The sequence below is a fragment of the Bacillus sp. V5-8f genome (assembly GCF_002863565.1).
Classification (GTDB): Bacteria; Bacillota; Bacilli; order Bacillales; family DSM-1321; genus Peribacillus.
In genome coordinates this window covers 553,955-571,378 of record NZ_PGUW01000004.1, presented here as the reverse complement: position 1 = coordinate 571,378, position 17,424 = coordinate 553,955, and the positions used below count along the sequence as shown (strand labels likewise).

The following is a 17,424-nucleotide window of genomic DNA, read 5'->3' as shown; positions in this document are numbered from 1 at the left end:
CCTATTTTAGGTTTTCATATTAATATAAACAATATATAATATAGATTATAATAATCTTGATTCGATATGATTGGAGGCTGTATCATGGAGTTGCGTCAATTACGATACTTTATAGAGGTTGCCGAACGCCAGCATGTTACGGAGGCTGCCGATCATTTGCACGTAGCACAGTCTGCTATCTCCCTCCAAATTGGAAAGCTTGAAGCGGAGCTCGGTGTGAAACTGTTTGAGCGGGCAGGAAGGAATGTGAAGTTAACTCAAATTGGAAAGATTTTTTTAACCCATGCCAAATCTGCGATAAAAGCCATTGACTATGCAAAGGAAAAGGTAGACGAATACCTCGACCCCAATCACGGAAGTATTAAGATCGGTTATCCTACCAGCCTGGCAAGCTACTTGCTTCCTACCGTTATTTCAGCCTATAAAGAAAAAAAACCAAACGTCGTTTTCCATTTGCGCCAAGGATCCTACTCAGCATTAATGGAAGCTGTGAAAATTGGAGATATCAACTTAGCTTTTCTTGGGCCAGTCCCGACCGGTGAACCCGGAATCGACGCAGATATATTATTTACGGAGAGCATCTCTGCTCTTTTGCCAATTTCACATCCATTGGCAGAAAAAAAGAGCCTTTCCCTTAACGAGTTGAGAAATGATGATTTTGTACTTTTTCCACAGGGTTATATTTTGCAGAAAATAGTAGTGCAAGCGTGCAAACAAGCAGGCTTCACCCCGAATATCACCTCTGAAGGCGAGGATATGGATGCTCTCAAAGGACTTGTATCGGCAGGTATTGGAGTCAGTCTTTTGCCTGACAGTACGTTTTACGACTCCATTCCCCGCTTAACTGTTAAAATTCCAATTAATAGTCCGCAAGTCAGGCGTACAGTCGGCATTATCACTCCCAAAAATAGGGAGTTGGCACCTTCCGAGAAGGTATTTTATGAATTTATGAAACAGCATTTTTCAGTGTTGGAGCAATACCAATAGAGCGATTTATTCTTGGATGGACGCACATTCTATAACATTATCAAATATCGCTATCCATTTATACCCTTTTTCACGTGGAATAAACTGTAAAATGCAACATAAAAAGCAGCTCCTCTTGAATGATCAAGTGGAGCTGCTGCATATTGGAAAGATGTCTACTGTCTATTTTCCCCTGAACCTACTAGTACCTTAAAGCTATCTTCAATACGTCGTACATATCTTTGTTGTGTAGTTCTTGCCAGCCTTATGTATTCATCCGCGGCAGTAGACCGTTCTTGGGAACGCTTTTTTAGGTCTTGCAGATAGGATTGGCTATTATCAATTACTCGTTTTTCCATTCTTTCAACAATATCGAAAGATGTTTTAAAAGGTGTGAGCATGATTTTTTCCCACCGGCTTGCAACATCCTTCCATTGATTTCTTAAAGCTTCGCGTTTTTCTCCAATTCCTTGTATTGCTACTTCCTCTGATTGATTGCGTTGGAAAGAGTTTATTAATTCTTCATTAGCTTTTTTGGTTTCGCCATAAAACGAGCTGACAGCTTTGCGGACTTCGGAATTAAACTTAGCGGTTTCCTCAAGAGCCTTTACATAAGCTTCATATCGATTTTCTCGAAGCTTACGGGAGCGCTGCAAGGCATCTTCGTACTGGTTCCAAATCGTATTTACAAATGAATCAGATACATATTCCTTTGAACCTTGTTCATTCTTCTTTTGACTCACGGTTATTCCTCCCCTTTACTCTTAGGTTTCTCTATTGAATCCTTCTTAGGAAAAGAAGGAATGTAGAGCTCAAGAAAGCTTGAATACATTCGAAAAAATTGATCCAACATAGATTGGTAGCTTTCCAGCTGGTTCGCATGAACTTTTAAATAGGTAATTCCGGTTTCCGTGATTGAATATTTTCTTTTCGCAGGTCCGGCCCCATTTGTATCCCACTCTGAAGACACTAACTCATCCTCTTCTAGTTTTCGCAAGAGCCTGTACAGGTTACCCTGATCAAGCGAACGAAACCCAAAGTTTTGCAGCTTTTGGATAAGTTCATACCCATGAAGGGACATTCTGCTGAGAAGTAGCAAAATGAATGGCATGATGAAGTTTTTTGAAGGCGCTAAGGATTGCTCTTTGTTGCTATTTGCCATTTAATTTCACCTCTGTAAAAAATTCTCTATATGTGTATTTTACACTTATAAGTCATTTTTAGTCAACCGTGCATATATATAAAAAAACAAGAATTTTGGAAATGTTTATAATTCGTCTAATCCGGAAATAAAGATTACCAAGCTCCCCACTGGCAGAACCGAAACATCAGAGACAGTAGGCAGTTCAGCTTTTGCTAAATGGAAATTCCATTATCCTACGTGCCAAGCAAAACACTAAAAGGAGGCAAACAAAGTGAAAAAGACTGCTTTAAGCAAAAACAAAATGCCTTACCTGCGTATGGGAAAGGGCGAACCTCTGGTACTCATTCACGGGTTAGGCGAGGTAAAAGAAGGCTGGGAAAAACAATTCGTGTTGGCGGATCAGTACGAGCTTATCATTCCAGATTTAAGGGGACATGGAGAGAATTCAATAATGGACGGAATATCCATTGAGAACTTTGCTAAAGATGTTTTATCGTTACTGGATGAATTAAAAATTGAAAGCGCGCACATTTGCGGGTTATCAATGGGTGGAACTGTTGCCCAGGAGATGTACCGCCAGGCGCCAGACAGATGCAGATCATTAATCCTGGTTAGTACGTTCCATTATGCTCCAAAGCAATTAGGAAAGTTGTTTTTACAGTATCGAAAGGCACGTACGCTATTTCTTACCCCCCAACAACAAAGGATGATCGCTGCCAAGACCTGTTTATACTCTTGGAGAGAGGAGAACATGAAAGAATTTTTTAAATTTTATAGGCCGAATAAGATGGGATATGTAAAGTCGATGAACGCATGTCTTGAAGTTGATAACCGTTCTTTATTGCCAAATATTAGTATACCAACACTCGTGATCGGCTGCCAATATGACACAATCCTCCCTGTTTGGATTCAAATTCTCATGCACGAAGAAATACCGAACTCTGAATTGGTTATTTTCAAAAAATCGGGACATATTGCAAAGCTAGAAGTTACTGAACAATTCAATCAAACATTGTGCCAATTTCTAAGTAGGCAAAGGGTTCACAGAAAAGCTGGATAAAAGGTGGAAGGAGTTCGTCCTTCCTACCTTTTATTGTATGAAGCAACTGAAAAACTATGACTGGGGTTGGGCGGTTTTATTTTAATTTGAACGGTCGCGCAACCATGCATCCAGGATTTTCGCGAACTGGCCTGTTAAGGCTAAGGAAACATGGCCCGCCTGGACTAGCTGATATGTTTTGTCTTCACTTGAGACCAACTCCACCATTGGCAGACTCTGTTCTTCAGGTACCAAATGATCATTTTTCGATGTGACTATCAAAAGGTTTGCTTTAATATTCCCCAAATTTACTACTTTGCCTTTTACGCTAAATTCGCCTTTTACCAGTTTATTGTCCCTGAAAAAATCATTATTTAATTGCCGGAACGCTTCTCCTGTAAAAGGTACATGTTCTTTTGTCCATTTGTCCATACGGCGCCATTTCTCTACAAATCGGTCATCAGTGGCACGGGTCAGAAACGCAACATACGGGCTGTAATAGATAGGTGAACTGATTGCCCTGAACATGCCTTCCACATATTGAGGCGGAATTACACCGTAAACATCGATAAACCGGTCTACATTGAATGAACCATTTTTTAATCCTTCTGCCCATTTATCCGGAATGGTTGCCGGGCCAAAATCTATTGGGACTGTCGCTACAGCGAGATTTTTAATCGGTTCATCTGCGATTGCGGCATAGATTGCTGCCAGTGTTCCGCCAAGGCAATACCCGATCACAGAAACCTCATTTGCTCCAGAATGCCTTAATGTACGCTGAACTCCTTTTTTAATATAGTCCATAACATAATCTTCTATACTAATATCTTTATCCTCATAGCCTGGGATCCCCCAGTCTAATAGATAAACATCATAGCCAGCGTTCACAAGGCCCTCTATAACGCTTGAACCTGGAGCCAGATCAAGAATATACGACCGGTTGAAAAGGGAATAAACAAAGAATAAAGGTACATCATATTTCTTCTGGACAGCTGGATAATGCCATAAAGTCGCTTTATTCTTTTTCCAAACTACGTTTCTTGGCGTATGGCCTACCGTAGGTTCTGGTAGATTTCCAAGATTCAAAAATTTGTTCCAACGGTTTAACTCTTTTTCAACATCGTATGTGGGTAAGGTTTTATTGTTAACTGTCTCCGTTGCCAAATGTGCTCCTCCTTATAGACTGATCATTTTGTAACAAGTTCCAATTCCCGTTCTTCCACTAGAGACTCTTCTTGTGCTTCTCCTTCATTACCAATGTCTACATTCCCTGCCATTAACACTTTCAGGTTCGCAATCTCTTCTCTTAAACTGTGTATTTCAGAAAGTTCACTTTTTACTTCCTGAAGTTCTGCGCGAAGCTCTTTTGTTTCAGCAAGTTCTTTTTTTGCTTTCAGCTGCTCTGTTTTAAGCTGTTTTGCAAGTTTTATAATATCGCGGGAAACTTCCACCATGGTTTCATTTTCTTTATTAGATGAATCAACTGAATCTTGTAATGTCCAGATCTGTTCTTCCAGCGAATCTAGCTTTTCTTCCGACTGTATGGCTAATTTTGCAACATTGGCCATGTCAGATTTTGTTGGAAGATTTAATTGATTTGCGAAAAACTCTTGATTTCTTTTGTACAATTCCAGGTAACGGGCATGTACATCGGAATTTAACCGGGAAAAACGAACAAAATCACTGTTATTTGTCCAAACGTAGATAAAATCGTTCATTTGTTTTTCCCATTGATTACTGAACTTTTTAAACATATCGTAAGGATCGAAAGTCTTCTGTTTTGCCATTCTTAGTCCCCCTAATGATGGTTATGATTTTGGCGCTTCGCTTGAACGTTCTATATATTGATTGATAGGAAAAAAGAGATTCTTTATCTGGTTTGTCATGATGTTCAAGAAAGCCCTTTGGTTATCTTGGATGATGGAGGCTGTTTCCTTCACACTCTTCACATAGAGAGCACGGTTTTTTCGCCTAAAATTAATGTATTGTTCTAGTGCGGATACGAAGTTATCTGCATGGTCACCATTCGCCAGATGATTCAACGGACTAGAAACCAGAGTTGTTCTTTTGTCTTGTGCGTCGTCCAGCTGTTTATTGATCTCCTCATAGGATTTAACCGGGAATAAATATTGTAAGCCTGTCGTTGTCGTCAAAAGCTCTTCCCTCGCTGTTTTTTCCCAATCGCGAAGCTCCTTCGAGAACTGGCCATACAGTTCCTTTATATTATTTTGGTTGCGTTTTACATTTTCAGAAAACTGCTTGGCGGATTGAAGAAGCACATCCTCCCTGAAATTTGAGCGTTTCACCCACGCATCTAATTCCTGAAAAGCTTGATTCCACAATAAATCGACGCTTGAATCATTTGGTTTCGTTCCTTGTTTTACTGTCATGTTCAGTTCCTCCATTTTTTCTATGAAGCTACGTAAAGAGATTGATTACTTCTTTTAGTTCATCTTCTAAACGTTTGATTTTATTATTTTTTTCCTCTAAATATTCCTCGTTCACTAATTTGTTGAAATCACTCAGGGCTTCACTAAAAGCCTCGAGTGACTGGCTAATTGTATACTGTTTAAGTATGATTTTTTAGACAAGCTCGTCGAGGATGATCCAATTTGTCCCATGTTTTAAGAATTACAAACGCTTTCTGATCCCTAGATTAAATAGCAGCTGCATTCGAACCGCCATCGACCAGCAGTACATGACCAAACACGTAATCAGACGCTTTTGAAGCAAGGAACAAAGCTGGGCCTTTCATATCGGCATCAGAGCCAAATCTTCCTGCCGGTGTTCTTTCAAGGATTTTTTCACCTGCATAGTCCAAGATTCCTTTTGTCATTTTTGACGGGAAGAATCCTGGGGCAATCGCATTAACGTGAACATTATACGGCGCCAATTTGACAGCCAAATCCTTTGTAAAAGTAATAACTGCACCTTTACTTGTTGAGTAACCGATAGCGTCCATTACCTTTGGATCCTGTCCACCGTAACCTGCTATTGAGGCAATGTTTATAATTTTTCCGGACCCTTGCTCAACCATGATTTTACCGACTGCCTGGGAAAATAGAAAAATTGCTTTCACATTTACATCCATGACTTTATCCCATTTGTCAGCTTCCATCTCCAATGCGGGTGCGCCCCACGATGCTCCGCTATTATTTACAAGAATATCGATTGTACCAAACTCATCGACTGTTTTTTGGACTACAGACTGGATATCCTCCGCTTTTGAAACATCACACTGTAGCGCCAAGGAACGAACACCAAGCTTCTTCAAACGGTCACTGACCTCCTGGCAAGCTTCTATTTTTCTTGAACAAACTACAACGTTTGCTCCTGCTTCAGCCAAAGCAAATGCTATTTGCTCACCCAGGCCTCGTCCACCTCCCGTAACGATAGCTGTTTTCCCTTGAATGTCATACAATTCTTTAATATCCATTTTATTTACCTCTCCCATGTCGAAACTCTATTAATTTTTAACAACAGGTTCATCCCGTAGTTTTCTTCTCAATAATTTACCTACTGAAGACTTTGGCAGCTCGTCCCTGATTTCTACAAATTTTGGAGCTTTGTATGGCGCTAAAAATTGCTTTGCATAAAGAATAAGTTCTTCTTCAGTTACCGCTGCTCCAGCCTTTAACGTTACGAACGCTTTTACTGTTTCCCCCCGATACTCATCAGGCACCCCAACGACAATCACTTCCTGTACGGCCTCATGCTGGTATAATACTTCTTCAATTTCACGAGGGTAAACATTATATCCGCTAGCGATGATCATATCTTTTTTACGATCAACGATATAGAAATAACCATCCTCGTCCATCCTTGCAATATCACCCGTATAAAGCCAACCGTCTTTGATTGCTTCTGCTGTGTCTTCTGGCCGCTGCCAATATCCCTTCATCACCTGAGGCCCTTTAACGATTAATTCACCAGCTTCGCCTACAGGAACCTCTGTAAACCCTTCATCCGTTTCACGAACGATTTTTGCCTCAAGGCTAGGTAAAGGCAGGCCGATGCTTCCAACCCTGCGCTCAAGGAACGTAGGATTATTATGGGTTACAGGTGATGCTTCTGAAAGACCAAAACCTTCATTTAATTTGCAGCCGGTACGTTTTTCAAATAAATGCAGCTGTTCGATTGGCATTGCAGCCCCTCCACTGTTAAAGAAAGCAACTTTATCAAAACCATACTCTTCAAGGCGAGGATGGCTGTTTAATCCAATGTACATGGTAGGTACTGCTGAGAATTGGAAAGGTTGCTCGCGTTTTACCGTTTCCATTACTTCTTGAACATCAAACCGCGGAAGAATAATTTGGTTGCATCCGACATGAATTCCAAGGAAGACATTGCATGTCAGCCCATATATATGGAACATAGGAAGAATGGACATAATTTTTGCGTTATGAGGTACTTCGATCGGTTTGAAAATGAAATCATTTACTTGTTCAATGTTTGACATTAAATTCTTATGGGTTAACATGACCCCTTTTGATACACCCGTTGTACCTCCTGTGTATTGTAAAACAGCCACATCTTCTTCAGGTACGATATCTACTTTTGGAGCATTTTCCACTTCCCTGGCCAGTAGACTATCAAAATAAAAATCGCCATCAGCCAGATCAATCTTGTTCTGCTCAAATCCAACTACAATAATATGCTTAAGAGATGATGACCCTTGGACTTTCTTCACTCTAGGGTATAAAGCTTCAAACACAACGATAAACTCTGAACCGGAATCTTTTAATACATGCTCGATTTCCCTTTCCACATACATCGGATTCACCTGGACCCCAATTCCACCTAAACGGAAAGCGGCAAAAAGAGAGAAAATATAATGAGGTGAATTAGGTAGCATGATAGAAAGCCGGTCGCCTTTTTTAAAGCCTAAATTATGTAGAGAAGCAGCAAATTTTTCAACAATGCCAGCCACCTCTTCATATGTAAATTTCTTATCGTAAAATGTTAAAGCAGTATCATTGGAATAGCATTCCACAGCATTTTTGAACATTTTGAATAAAGAAATATTTTCGACAGTGGCAAACTCATTTAGCTTTGGGTGATAATATTTAAGCCAAGGTTTTTCTGTACGATCCATTGATTTCTCCCCTTTGAAGTTATATATTCCATCTTTTCTTCTTGTAATTGACGGAATATTTTTATTTTTAAATACTAATAAAATTATTAATGACAAACGAGGGAGTGTAAATAATGAAATATCGACAATATTCAACTAATTCTGATAAATACTTAGAAAACGATTACAAACTATGCTGCTAAACTCCTAAAAACACTATTTTTTTATGTGCATTTTCTGAAATTTTTTCCGAATCTTGTCTCTTTTTATCTAAAGTTCTTTTGATTTTACAAAAACGTCTAATATTATTTCAGATAAAAAATCTATTTAACAGACCTTTATTCGTGTTAAATCTAGAACACAAGCTCCATTGGAAATATAACTGTACCTTAACTATGGGTAGATTTATCCTAAAACACACATTCTTTCATGGTACACTTCCGAAAAAAAGGTACCTAACATCTGTTAAGTACCAAGTAATACTATATTAGTTTTTTAATTATTTTTAATCATCATTTAGTTCAGCTATCTTACCACAGCTGCCCCATTCAAGAACGATCCGATGGACTCATACACTTCTTTTATATCATCCTTGGAGTCCATAATTGCAAAAATATTAAAGAATCCATGGATTTGATCTTCTTCCCTTCTCACAACTGCGTCCACCCCTGCTTCACGCAGCTTTTCTGCATACAGCTCCCCTTCATCACGGAGTGGGTCGAGCCCTGCCGTGATCACATAGGCTGGAGGCAATCCACTTAAGTCTGGCGCATTAATTGGCGATGAATAATGTTGGTTTGGAAGTTCATTATTTTGGACATACAGTTTGCTGAAAAGGGCCATCGCTTCAGTTGTTAAGAAGTAACCACTTCCATTCTCTTCGTAAGAGGCATAATTGCCTGGTTGGTAGCGGTCCGTGGCTGGATACAGCAATACCTGTTTGTATATTGGCGGTCCGCCTAAATCTCTCGACATAATGGAAACGACTGTTGCCAAATTTCCGCCGGCGCTATCGCCTGCTACTGACAATCTTTCTTTGTCACCATTCAATTCGTCAGCATGGTCATACACCCACTTAGTGGCGGCGTAACAGTCGTTGGGGGCAGCGGGAAACGGATGTTCCGGAGCCAGCCGGTAATCGACGGCAACAAGAATGTGCTGGGAAGCTTTTACAATACTCCGGCAAACGGAGTCGTGGCTTTCAAGATCACCATATACAAATCCCCCGCCATGGAAAAAAACGATCATCGGGAATGGGCCGCTTCCTTCCGGGGTATAGATACGAATCGGGACTTCGCTTTCCGGTCCTTTGATCGTCCGGTCTTCCACCCTATGAATAGCCTCCACTGAGCCTTTAGGCACATTTTTGTTCCTTGCACGGATATCTTCCAACGTTGGAGTATATCCTTCCGGGTAAACTGGCAATAGATTATCCAAAAAGAATTGCATTTTAGGATGTATCGTCATCCAAATTCCTCCCCTTCCACAAATTAATGTCATACTATTATTCATTCTTAAAAGTCCTTACCCTTTTGACTGCTATTATCTGACATTCATATTAATTATTCTGTTATTTTTATAGAATTCCTCCATGGATCGTAGCATTGCCTGAAAACAACCTTTAGAATTGCTTCATATCCTAGGCAAGCTACGGACCACATATTATCCAATCTTTGATTCCTCACATGTCAGTTTATTACTATTTTTCTCTTTCTTAATATCAGGGGCGAATTTATTGTGATCAATCTTCTGTTTCTTGATATGACAGACCGATTTGGTGATAAAATTATGAGAAAAGGAATATGTATACAGCATCAAAGCACAGGCTTTAAAATAGGCGAGGGGAAACAATGAATAACATTATTGACGCACATATCCACCTAGACCAATTTGATTTAAAAACGGTGGAAGAATATTTCAATGCTGACAATACCCTTGAATTTGTCATTGCGGTATCCACAGACTTAAAATCCTGTATGAAAAACCATCGATTACTTTTAAGCGACTCTAGGGTGCAGCCAGCCTTCGGGTTTCATCCAGAACAGGATATACCCTCAGATCAAGAGTTAGAGAACCTGTTGAAATGGATGGATTCCCATCAGGATTCCATGGTTGCCGTAGGGGAGGTCGGTCTCCCTTATTACAGAACAGAGACCCTGGGGAAAAGCCATTCCACTAAGGAACAATATAAAGAAATCTTAGAAACGTTTATCTTGCATGCCAGACGATGGAACAAACCAATTGTTTTGCATGCTATCTATGAAGACGCACCATCCGTATGCAGTCTCCTTGAGAAACATTCAATTGCGAAGGCTCATTTTCACTGGTTTAAAGGGGATACAAAAACTATAGAGAGAATTGCATCGAATGGGCACAATATTTCTGTCACGCCGGATATCCTTTATAAGCAGAGAACACGGGATCTTGTGTCAGTTTTCCCGATTGGACAAATGATGGTTGAAACCGATGGTCCGTGGCCATTTGAAGGCCCTTTTCATGGTAAACAAACCCACTCCATGATGATCCATGAATCCATTAAAACCATCGCGACAATTAAACAAATACCCATTAAAGAAACATATCGAAGGCTATACCAAAATACATCCTCCTTCTTTTCCATAGGATAAGCAAGGCAGAATTTTTATAACTGATGTATGTCATGTACAAGAATACATGAATAGTTGTTATAATATCCTTCTGTTTGCTCCTAAGAGTATAGTAATAAGTAGTATGTTTACGTAAATGAGGAATAAACATTTAGCTCTTTTAAAAGTGATACACCTGGGGATAATATGTTTGAGGTGATGAACATGAAAATGAATCGAGCAATAGAAATTGTGAATTCTGAGCGAGAAATCACAGTCCACTACCATGGAGTTCCCGTGTGGATTGAAGGTGTGGATGAAACTTCAAACATGGCAACGGTGCATGCCAGAGGAACACATGATGTAAAGCGGGTGGTTTTGATCGATGACCTAGAAGAAGGGTAAATAGAGCGAAGAACCACCACTCCGCTCTATCGGCTCTGTCATACATCTATTTTAGCTTTATTCTATATATGCAAGCCAGGTGACTATTTATAGATCATAGCTGTCCGGATTTGTTCCAACCCTGGTGTTTTCATTTAAGGAATTGATTCTTGCCATGTCTTCGCTAGTCAGCTGAAAGTCAAAGATACTTGCATTTTCAATAATACGATCTTCCCTAATTGACTTTGGTATCGTCACTACTTCGTTCTGCAAATCCCATCGTAAAATCACTTGGGAAGCAGTTTTACTGTATTTCTCACCGATTTCGTTTAGTATTTTGTTGTCCAATAGCCGTCCACGCATTAGTGGAGACCACGCTTCAAGCTGAATACTATTTTCTTGGCAGTATGTATGCAGTTCCAACTGGGTTAAGCGTGGATGATATTCGACCTGATTAACCATCGGCTTAATGTCCGCATCAGTTAACAAATGCTCTAAATGATGTTTATGGAAATTGCTTACACCAATAGCGCGGACACGCCCTTCTTTGTATAGTGTTTCAAGCGCTTTCCATGTTTCTTTATACTTATCCTTGACAGGCCAGTGGATTAAGTATAAATCTAAATACTCCAAGCCAAGTTTGTTCATGCTTTCTTCAAATGATTGTAGTGTGCTTTTGTAACCTTGATCTGTATTCCATACTTTTGTCGTAATAAAAAGCTCTTTCCGCGGAACACCTGATTCCCTTATAGCATGTCCAACCCCCTCCTCATTCTTATAAAATGAAGCAGTATCAATACTCCGATATCCATGATGGAGTGCTGCTTTCACTGCCTCAATAACTGTTTTTCCTTCCTCCACTTTATAAACTCCCAAACCAAACCATGGCATTTTTACACCGTTATGTAAGGTTGTACAATCTTGTATGCTGCTGACCATTACTTGTTACCCTCCTGTTCGGTCCACTCTTTGTCAACTATATTTTCTCATAGTTCTTTCAGAAAGAAAAATGAATGGGAAAGAGTTTTAAACCCAATTCGCCTGTAATTACGTTGATATAGTAAAAAAACGTGGAAAATCTCCACGTTTTTCTAGTGTTTACACTGCTATGCTTTTAAGGCGGTAATTTGTTTGTCTTGGTTATTGTCTTCCGACCCTTCTACCCCTTCGGCCTCATTGTTATAGTGAGCGTACCGTTCCTGGACAAAAAAGATTGATATGGCTCCCAATACCGCAAAAATGGCAATAACCGTAAAATTCATCTGAGCCGGCAAGTTCATGGTCAGCAAAATCCCTACAAAAGTAGGGGCTACAATTCCACCCACTCTCCCAAAAGCCATTGTCGCACCTATTCCGGTTGAACGCACGGAAGGCGGATAATACTGTGAAACAAAAGCATTACTGATATTTTGTACACCTACTGAGGCCGCTCCAATAACACCTATTAAAAGATAAGCCACCAATGTATTTTTTGTCAGTCCGATTGCTGATAGTGCAATAGCACCGCATATATATAAAGGGATCATCACTTTTTTAAATCCCCATTTATCTGTCAGCCCGCTAAAAGCGATTGTCCCTACAATTGCACCCACGTTCATCATGGCAACAAAGATCAAACTGGAACCTAGACTATAACCAGCCTGAAGCATTAATTTTGGTAGCCATGTATTCATTGCGTAAATCAGCAAAAAACAACAAAAGCATGAAATCCAAAACATGATTGTACTAAAGGCGCGTTTTTTCTCGAATAATTTGATAATCGGCGAACTTTGTTTTTCTAGTGTTTCATTTCTTATTAAGCCCGTATTCGCTCCCAATTCTAGCTTTGTGTTCAGTTTATTAAGTATTTTTTTAATTTCATGATCCTTTCCTTTATCTAAAAGGAAGCTTACAGATTCCGGGATTGCTTTCACGATGAAAGGCAATAGCAATAGTGGCAGGCCCGCAATCCAAAAAATAGGCTTCCATCCCATCGAAGGCAAGATGGATTTACTTACAAGAGCTGCCGCAATAGCACCAACCGAATATCCACAGAATACAAAAGAAACCATTACATTCCTAATGCGTTTTGGTGCATATTCCGTGGTTAAAGCTATAACATTAGGCATTACTCCGCCTAAACCAAGGCCTGCTATTACACGAAAAACTGTGAATGTAACTGGGCCATCTGCTAAACCTGATAATGGTGTGAAAACACTAAAGAGAATCGTACAAAACACGATAACTTTCTTTCTGCCTATCCTGTCTGCGATCATTCCAAAAAATACCGCACCCACTGCAGTACCAATAACAGTATAGCTGCCAATCGCTCCGGCTGTTACCGGTGACATCGACCATTCCTCAATCAAAGACGGAACGACCGAACCGTAAATCACGACATCATATCCGTCAATTAGGATAATCAAAAAGGACCAAATCATTAACGAGATATGAAAAGAACTAAAACGGCTGCGGTCAATGATTTCGCCCGCGTTGACTCTATTCATTTAAGCACCTTCTTAAAATTATAGTAAAAAGCCGAATATATTGGTCGTACAAGAATACCTGCCCCTCGCGGTTAAATCAAAAATACATATGCTAGTTCATTTTTGCTTAAACGCTTCAAAGCACTAAAGTGAAAGAGCGCAAAAGGATTATTTAATATCAAAATCAACGACAAGTAAATCCACTAAGCCCATTTCTTTTAGGGATGAGACGAGCTCTTGATGTGCTGGATGTGGACCGTAGTTTTCCAATGCTTGTCTGTCCTCAAAGCGTACAGTCAACCCAACATGAAATCCCTGATTTCTATTGGAAAAGTTCTTGCCCTGCCTAATGTCCAAAATTCCAGGTATCCTGTCTTTCAAAGATAATGTTTTTGTAATCATTTCATCCATTTGCTGTTCTGTTGGTTCCTCCGAAAACTTAATTAGTACAATATGCTCTACCATCTTGCATTCCCCCTATTTGCTATTTAGTGTTTGGCGATCAAAGCCGGCTATTTGTTTATATTTATTCGCAATAGTTTCCAGCTCTTGTTGTGTAACAACGTCCGATAATTTTCCAAAGCCCATTGGGGCACGTTCCTCTACAATTTGCATAACTTGTTCAGGACCATTTTTACGGTTGCTCCTTACAATAGAAGCAGTTGGTTCCATACGTGCTTCTTCATAAACACGCAGAGCTGACTCTAAGTTTGTCTGTTCAATTATTGCGTTTCCTAAAGCATTAGCATCGAGTATTGCTTGTGACGCCCCGTTCGATCCAATCGGATACATCGGATGTGCCGCATCGCCAAGTAGAGTAACTCTGCCAAATGTCCATTGCGGTAAAGGATCTCGGTCCACCATTGGAAACTCGTAAACAAATTCCGCATCCTCTATGATCTTAGGAACATTCAGCCATCCAAAATCCCAGTTGGCAAACTGTGGTGCGAAAACTTCTTTATTAACCTTTCGATTCCAATCACTTCGCGCAGGCGCATCCCCTTCAACTGCCAGCTCCGCAATCCAGTTAACCAGTGAACGTCCGGTTGCTGCTGTTTCAGGACAAATTGGATAAGCGACAAATTTTTGATCCTGATATCCAGACATAATCATGGACCTGCCTGTTAAAAACGGGTCTGCTTCCGTTACCCCCCGCCATAAAATCCTTCCGCTGAATTTGGGCAGGCCTTCGTTAGGATAAAAGTGTTTACGGACCACAGAGTGGATGCCATCCGCTGCTATTAAAATATCTGCACGATAGGCCCCGATGTTCTCCCCACTTTTTCGATTCTTAAAATGAGCTTCTACATGGTCATCAGATATGTTGAATGAAGACAAATGATGTCCGGTAACAACAGCTTCTTCCCCCAATTGTTCTTTTACTGCCTGTAGCAGAAGCATTTGCAAACGGCCTCGGTGAATCGAATACTGAGGCCATTTATAGCCGGCATTCACTCCCCGCGGTTCCTGCCATATTTTCTGGCCGAATTTGCTGAAATAAATTAGTTCCGCTGTAGGCAAGCCTATCCGCTCTAGTTCCTCCGCTAAGCCCAATTCCGATAAAACGCGGACAGCATGGGGAAGTAAATTAATGCCAACTCCCAGCGCTTTAATCTCCTCTACACTTTCAAATACACGCACTGATACGCCAACGCGGTGAAGTTCAAGAGCAGTAACGAGCCCTCCGATTCCCCCGCCAACGACAATTGCCGTTTTTCCTGTAGACATATTAATCTCCTCCATAGCAGTTACAACATTTCTTAGATGAATTTTTATTTTTCTTAATTATTACATAAATTTTAATTTTATCAATAACATTTACAATGAAATATTTCATTTCCCGGTAAATTACTAGATTCTAAACTACTACATGGCTTTACATAGATACACATCATAAAAAAATGGCAACTGATAGCTGCCATTTTTTCACTCTTTAAATTTATCCACATACAATTACATAAAGCTCAAGTTTATTTTCTCCGCCAAATCTGGAAAGTCTATAAATGGATTACGGTTTCCCTGCAAGTCATGGATCGCAAGATTGCGGTGTTTTTCATAAACAGAAACAGGGAATTTTCCGTGCCATTCGAGCAACAGTGGGACATGCACCAAGTCTCGTTTAATCTCATTCGGATACCGGGACATAAAATAAAGCGTTGCCCTGGCGACAATCCCTTTTCCGTATTCAGGCTCGAACTTGCCCTCCTCTGCCTTTCCGCATCCATCTTTGACTGCGAGAATCTGCGCCTCAGGCTGATAATCAAGAAAATCATAATAAGGAAAATTGCCCCGTCGGCTATTGCAGCCAGGTTCACAGGCGAAGAGGTGATGCAAGTCCCCTTTCATTGGATCCTTCTTGCCAAACCAAGATTGGGGGACGACATGCTCACAGTTTAATAGATTTTCTCCCTGAAAGGCAGTAATTAACCCTTTTTCCTGATTTTCATAGAGTCGAATATCATGCTGGATGGCTTCAAGTGGTTCCATGCCCTTTCCTGAGTAAATGCTTTTCAAAGCTCCATCCTCATGCAAATCGACCCATGGATATAAATATAGATGCGGTGTGTAATTTAATGTTTTCGTATGGGTTTGCTCAAGCAGTGAATGGATGCTGTCCGCCAACCCGGGTTCAGTGAACGAAATATGCCTGTAATACTCATTCCGTTTTCCAACATCCACTGTTACGTCATAGTATCGACGGTTTTGACGGCTCTTGTTTAACAAGTCCTTTGCTGCCAGAAATTCTTCTGATAACTGCTTCAGATTTTCCATTTCAGCCCCATTACCTTAGCGCTTACTTCCATTGTAAACACATCCGCCAAATGATCTGTTACTGTTAAATATAAAAGTCCGTTCCCCTCAAGCTGTGGAGAGTTTCCAAGTGGAACAGTTCTCTTGATCAATTGAGCATATAATTCAGGGACGGTCAGGTTTCTCTCGAAGCTTTTGTTAGAAAGATCTTTGATAAGCGCCAGAGCTCCTGAAACATGCGGAGTTGCCATTGATGTCCCTCTTAAAGTAGCATATTTTCCATTTAAATAAGTTGAAAGGATGTTCTCTCCGGGAGCTACTAAATCCACTTCATTATTTGAATTCGAAAATTCAGAAGAGCGTCGTTCAAGGTCTATCGCCCCCACACTAATGACTTCGTTATAACAGCCTGGGTAACCCAGCTCATCTGTCGAATCCTGCCCATCCCCTTCATTTCCCGCAGCACAAACAACAAGGATATGGCTTGCAATTGCTTTTTTGATAGCATCGTGAAGCTCAGGAACATCCACTGGACCTCCAAGGCTCATGGAAATAATATCAACTTTTTTCTCTACGGCGTAAAGGATGCCATTGATGATCCATTCATACCTGCCTGAACCATTTTTATCAAGCACCTTAAGGATTAATAAATTCGCTTCAGGAGCTACACCTACGACTCCTTTGTCATTCTCAACAGCGGCAATCGTCCCTGCCACATGGGTCCCATGGCCATTGTAGTCTTTATAAATATCTGGATTTCCCCCGTCATCGCCTGTAAAATTCCTTCCACCGATAATCCTCTCTTTTAGGTCAGGATGGGTTATATCACAGCCGGTATCCAAAATGGCAACCGTCATTCCCTGCCCTTTTGACTTCTTCCAAATTTTTGGGGCCTGGATGAGTTCAACACCTCGTGGAATTTCTGTTACCTCTTCTGTCTCTTCCATGATCTGATAGGGAATTAACCGCATTTTTTGTTTCATTCGTACTCCCTCCTGACAGCTTCTATTTTTTGG

Annotated in this window: 18 protein-coding genes; 4 read left to right on the top strand and 14 right to left on the bottom strand. The window is 40.4% G+C overall.

Annotation, left to right across the window (positions count from 1 at the left end; all coding sequences use genetic code 11):
* Positions 1 to 84 precede the first annotated feature (84 nt).
* Entirely contained in the window at positions 85 to 987 is a 903-nt protein-coding gene (gene gltC, locus CUU64_RS06940; protein ID WP_101632729.1) for a glutamate biosynthesis transcriptional regulator GltC, read from the top strand.
* A 155-nt stretch (positions 988 to 1,142) separates the two neighbouring features.
* Here gltC and CUU64_RS06935 read toward each other — a convergent pair whose 3' ends face one another.
* Together CUU64_RS06935 and phaQ are read right to left on the bottom strand one after the other, a co-directional pair.
* Entirely contained in the window at positions 1,143 to 1,709 is a 567-nt protein-coding gene (locus tag CUU64_RS06935) for a hypothetical protein (protein ID WP_180954488.1), read from the bottom strand.
* A 2-nt stretch (positions 1,710 to 1,711) separates the two neighbouring features.
* Positions 1,712 to 2,128 carry a poly-beta-hydroxybutyrate-responsive repressor gene (gene phaQ / locus CUU64_RS06930; RefSeq protein ID WP_101632725.1) on the bottom strand — a complete coding sequence of 139 codons (417 nt, stop codon included), beginning with the start codon at positions 2,126 to 2,128 and terminating at the stop codon, positions 1,712 to 1,714.
* A 253-nt stretch (positions 2,129 to 2,381) separates the two neighbouring features.
* On the opposite strand from phaQ, the gene CUU64_RS06925 reads away from it, so the two are divergent.
* Positions 2,382 to 3,170: an alpha/beta fold hydrolase gene (locus tag CUU64_RS06925; RefSeq protein ID WP_257985443.1), complete on the top strand. Its 789-nt coding sequence runs from the start codon at positions 2,382 to 2,384 to the stop codon at positions 3,168 to 3,170.
* 81 nt (positions 3,171 to 3,251) lie between these two features.
* Here CUU64_RS06925 and CUU64_RS06920 read toward each other — a convergent pair whose 3' ends face one another.
* The 6 genes from CUU64_RS06920 to CUU64_RS06895 all read right to left on the bottom strand — a co-directional run bounded on the left by CUU64_RS06920 (position 3,252) and on the right by CUU64_RS06895 (position 9,690).
* Positions 3,252 to 4,313, bottom strand: a complete 1,062-nt coding sequence (locus CUU64_RS06920) for an alpha/beta fold hydrolase (RefSeq protein WP_101632688.1) — start codon at positions 4,311 to 4,313, stop codon at positions 3,252 to 3,254.
* Between the two features lie 23 nt (positions 4,314 to 4,336).
* Positions 4,337 to 4,936, bottom strand: a complete 600-nt coding sequence (locus CUU64_RS06915; RefSeq protein ID WP_180954487.1) for a polyhydroxyalkanoate biosynthesis repressor PhaR — start codon at positions 4,934 to 4,936, stop codon at positions 4,337 to 4,339.
* Between the two features lie 21 nt (positions 4,937 to 4,957).
* On the bottom strand, positions 4,958 to 5,539 hold the full coding sequence (locus tag CUU64_RS06910; RefSeq protein ID WP_101632643.1) for a hypothetical protein: 582 nt from the start codon (positions 5,537 to 5,539) through the stop codon (positions 4,958 to 4,960).
* A gap of 266 nt (positions 5,540 to 5,805) precedes the next feature.
* The gene (locus CUU64_RS06905) at positions 5,806 to 6,585 is read right to left on the bottom strand and encodes an SDR family oxidoreductase (RefSeq protein WP_101632641.1); all 780 of its coding nucleotides are present in this window, start codon (positions 6,583 to 6,585) and stop codon (positions 5,806 to 5,808) included.
* Between the two features lie 30 nt (positions 6,586 to 6,615).
* The gene (locus tag CUU64_RS06900) at positions 6,616 to 8,244 is read right to left on the bottom strand and encodes a long-chain-fatty-acid--CoA ligase (RefSeq protein ID WP_101632622.1); all 1,629 of its coding nucleotides are present in this window, start codon (positions 8,242 to 8,244) and stop codon (positions 6,616 to 6,618) included.
* A gap of 504 nt (positions 8,245 to 8,748) precedes the next feature.
* On the bottom strand, positions 8,749 to 9,690 hold the full coding sequence (locus CUU64_RS06895) for an alpha/beta hydrolase (RefSeq protein WP_101632591.1): 942 nt from the start codon (positions 9,688 to 9,690) through the stop codon (positions 8,749 to 8,751).
* Positions 9,691 to 10,073: 383 nt separating this feature from the next.
* Between CUU64_RS06895 and CUU64_RS06890 the strand changes: the two genes are divergently transcribed.
* The gene (locus CUU64_RS06890; protein ID WP_101632566.1) at positions 10,074 to 10,850 is read left to right on the top strand and encodes a TatD family hydrolase; all 777 of its coding nucleotides are present in this window, start codon (positions 10,074 to 10,076) and stop codon (positions 10,848 to 10,850) included.
* A 183-nt stretch (positions 10,851 to 11,033) separates the two neighbouring features.
* Positions 11,034 to 11,213, top strand: coding sequence for an H-type small acid-soluble spore protein (locus CUU64_RS06885; protein ID WP_101632955.1), 180 nt, complete (start codon positions 11,034 to 11,036; stop codon positions 11,211 to 11,213).
* Between the two features lie 87 nt (positions 11,214 to 11,300).
* Here CUU64_RS06885 and CUU64_RS06880 read toward each other — a convergent pair whose 3' ends face one another.
* The 6 genes from CUU64_RS06880 to CUU64_RS06855 all read right to left on the bottom strand — a co-directional run bounded on the left by CUU64_RS06880 (position 11,301) and on the right by CUU64_RS06855 (position 17,391).
* Positions 11,301 to 12,131, bottom strand: a complete 831-nt coding sequence (locus tag CUU64_RS06880) for an aldo/keto reductase (protein WP_101632554.1) — start codon at positions 12,129 to 12,131, stop codon at positions 11,301 to 11,303.
* Positions 12,132 to 12,298: 167 nt separating this feature from the next.
* Positions 12,299 to 13,678: an MFS transporter gene (locus tag CUU64_RS06875; protein WP_101632548.1), complete on the bottom strand. Its 1,380-nt coding sequence runs from the start codon at positions 13,676 to 13,678 to the stop codon at positions 12,299 to 12,301.
* Positions 13,679 to 13,825: 147 nt separating this feature from the next.
* Positions 13,826 to 14,122, bottom strand: coding sequence for a Dabb family protein (locus CUU64_RS06870; RefSeq protein ID WP_101632545.1), 297 nt, complete (start codon positions 14,120 to 14,122; stop codon positions 13,826 to 13,828).
* A 12-nt stretch (positions 14,123 to 14,134) separates the two neighbouring features.
* Positions 14,135 to 15,385: a flavin-dependent oxidoreductase gene (locus CUU64_RS06865; protein WP_101632539.1), complete on the bottom strand. Its 1,251-nt coding sequence runs from the start codon at positions 15,383 to 15,385 to the stop codon at positions 14,135 to 14,137.
* A 225-nt stretch (positions 15,386 to 15,610) separates the two neighbouring features.
* Positions 15,611 to 16,429, bottom strand: coding sequence for an endonuclease I family protein (locus CUU64_RS06860; protein WP_101632537.1), 819 nt, complete (start codon positions 16,427 to 16,429; stop codon positions 15,611 to 15,613).
* Positions 16,417 to 17,391 (bottom strand): S8 family peptidase, encoded by a 975-nt coding sequence (locus tag CUU64_RS06855; RefSeq protein ID WP_101632536.1) that lies wholly within the window; start codon positions 17,389 to 17,391, stop codon positions 16,417 to 16,419. Before CUU64_RS06855 ends, CUU64_RS06860 begins: the two co-directional genes overlap by 13 nt.
* Positions 17,392 to 17,424: the final 33 nt, after the last annotated feature.

Bases quoted from the DNA above. Each gene is read 5' to 3' on its own strand.
- gltC (WP_101632729.1), top strand. From the start codon at position 85: ATGGAGTTGCGTCAATTACGATACTTTATAGAGGTTGCCGAACGCCAG.
- phaQ (WP_101632725.1), bottom strand. From the start codon at position 2,128: ATGGCAAATAGCAACAAAGAGCAATCCTTAGCGCCTTCAAAAAACTTC.
- CUU64_RS06915 (WP_180954487.1), bottom strand. From the start codon at position 4,936: ATGGCAAAACAGAAGACTTTCGATCCTTACGATATGTTTAAAAAGTTC.
- CUU64_RS06910 (WP_101632643.1), bottom strand. From the start codon at position 5,539: ATGACAGTAAAACAAGGAACGAAACCAAATGATTCAAGCGTCGATTTA.
- CUU64_RS06905 (WP_101632641.1), bottom strand. From the start codon at position 6,585: ATGGATATTAAAGAATTGTATGACATTCAAGGGAAAACAGCTATCGTT.
- CUU64_RS06900 (WP_101632622.1), bottom strand. From the start codon at position 8,244: ATGGATCGTACAGAAAAACCTTGGCTTAAATATTATCACCCAAAGCTA.
- CUU64_RS06895 (WP_101632591.1), bottom strand. From the start codon at position 9,690: ATGACGATACATCCTAAAATGCAATTCTTTTTGGATAATCTATTGCCA.
- CUU64_RS06890 (WP_101632566.1), top strand. From the start codon at position 10,074: ATGAATAACATTATTGACGCACATATCCACCTAGACCAATTTGATTTA.
- CUU64_RS06885 (WP_101632955.1), top strand. From the start codon at position 11,034: ATGAAAATGAATCGAGCAATAGAAATTGTGAATTCTGAGCGAGAAATC.
- CUU64_RS06880 (WP_101632554.1), bottom strand. From the start codon at position 12,131: ATGGTCAGCAGCATACAAGATTGTACAACCTTACATAACGGTGTAAAA.
- CUU64_RS06875 (WP_101632548.1), bottom strand. From the start codon at position 13,678: ATGAATAGAGTCAACGCGGGCGAAATCATTGACCGCAGCCGTTTTAGT.
- CUU64_RS06870 (WP_101632545.1), bottom strand. From the start codon at position 14,122: ATGGTAGAGCATATTGTACTAATTAAGTTTTCGGAGGAACCAACAGAA.
- CUU64_RS06865 (WP_101632539.1), bottom strand. From the start codon at position 15,385: ATGTCTACAGGAAAAACGGCAATTGTCGTTGGCGGGGGAATCGGAGGG.
- CUU64_RS06860 (WP_101632537.1), bottom strand. From the start codon at position 16,429: ATGGAAAATCTGAAGCAGTTATCAGAAGAATTTCTGGCAGCAAAGGAC.
- CUU64_RS06855 (WP_101632536.1), bottom strand. From the start codon at position 17,391: ATGAAACAAAAAATGCGGTTAATTCCCTATCAGATCATGGAAGAGACA.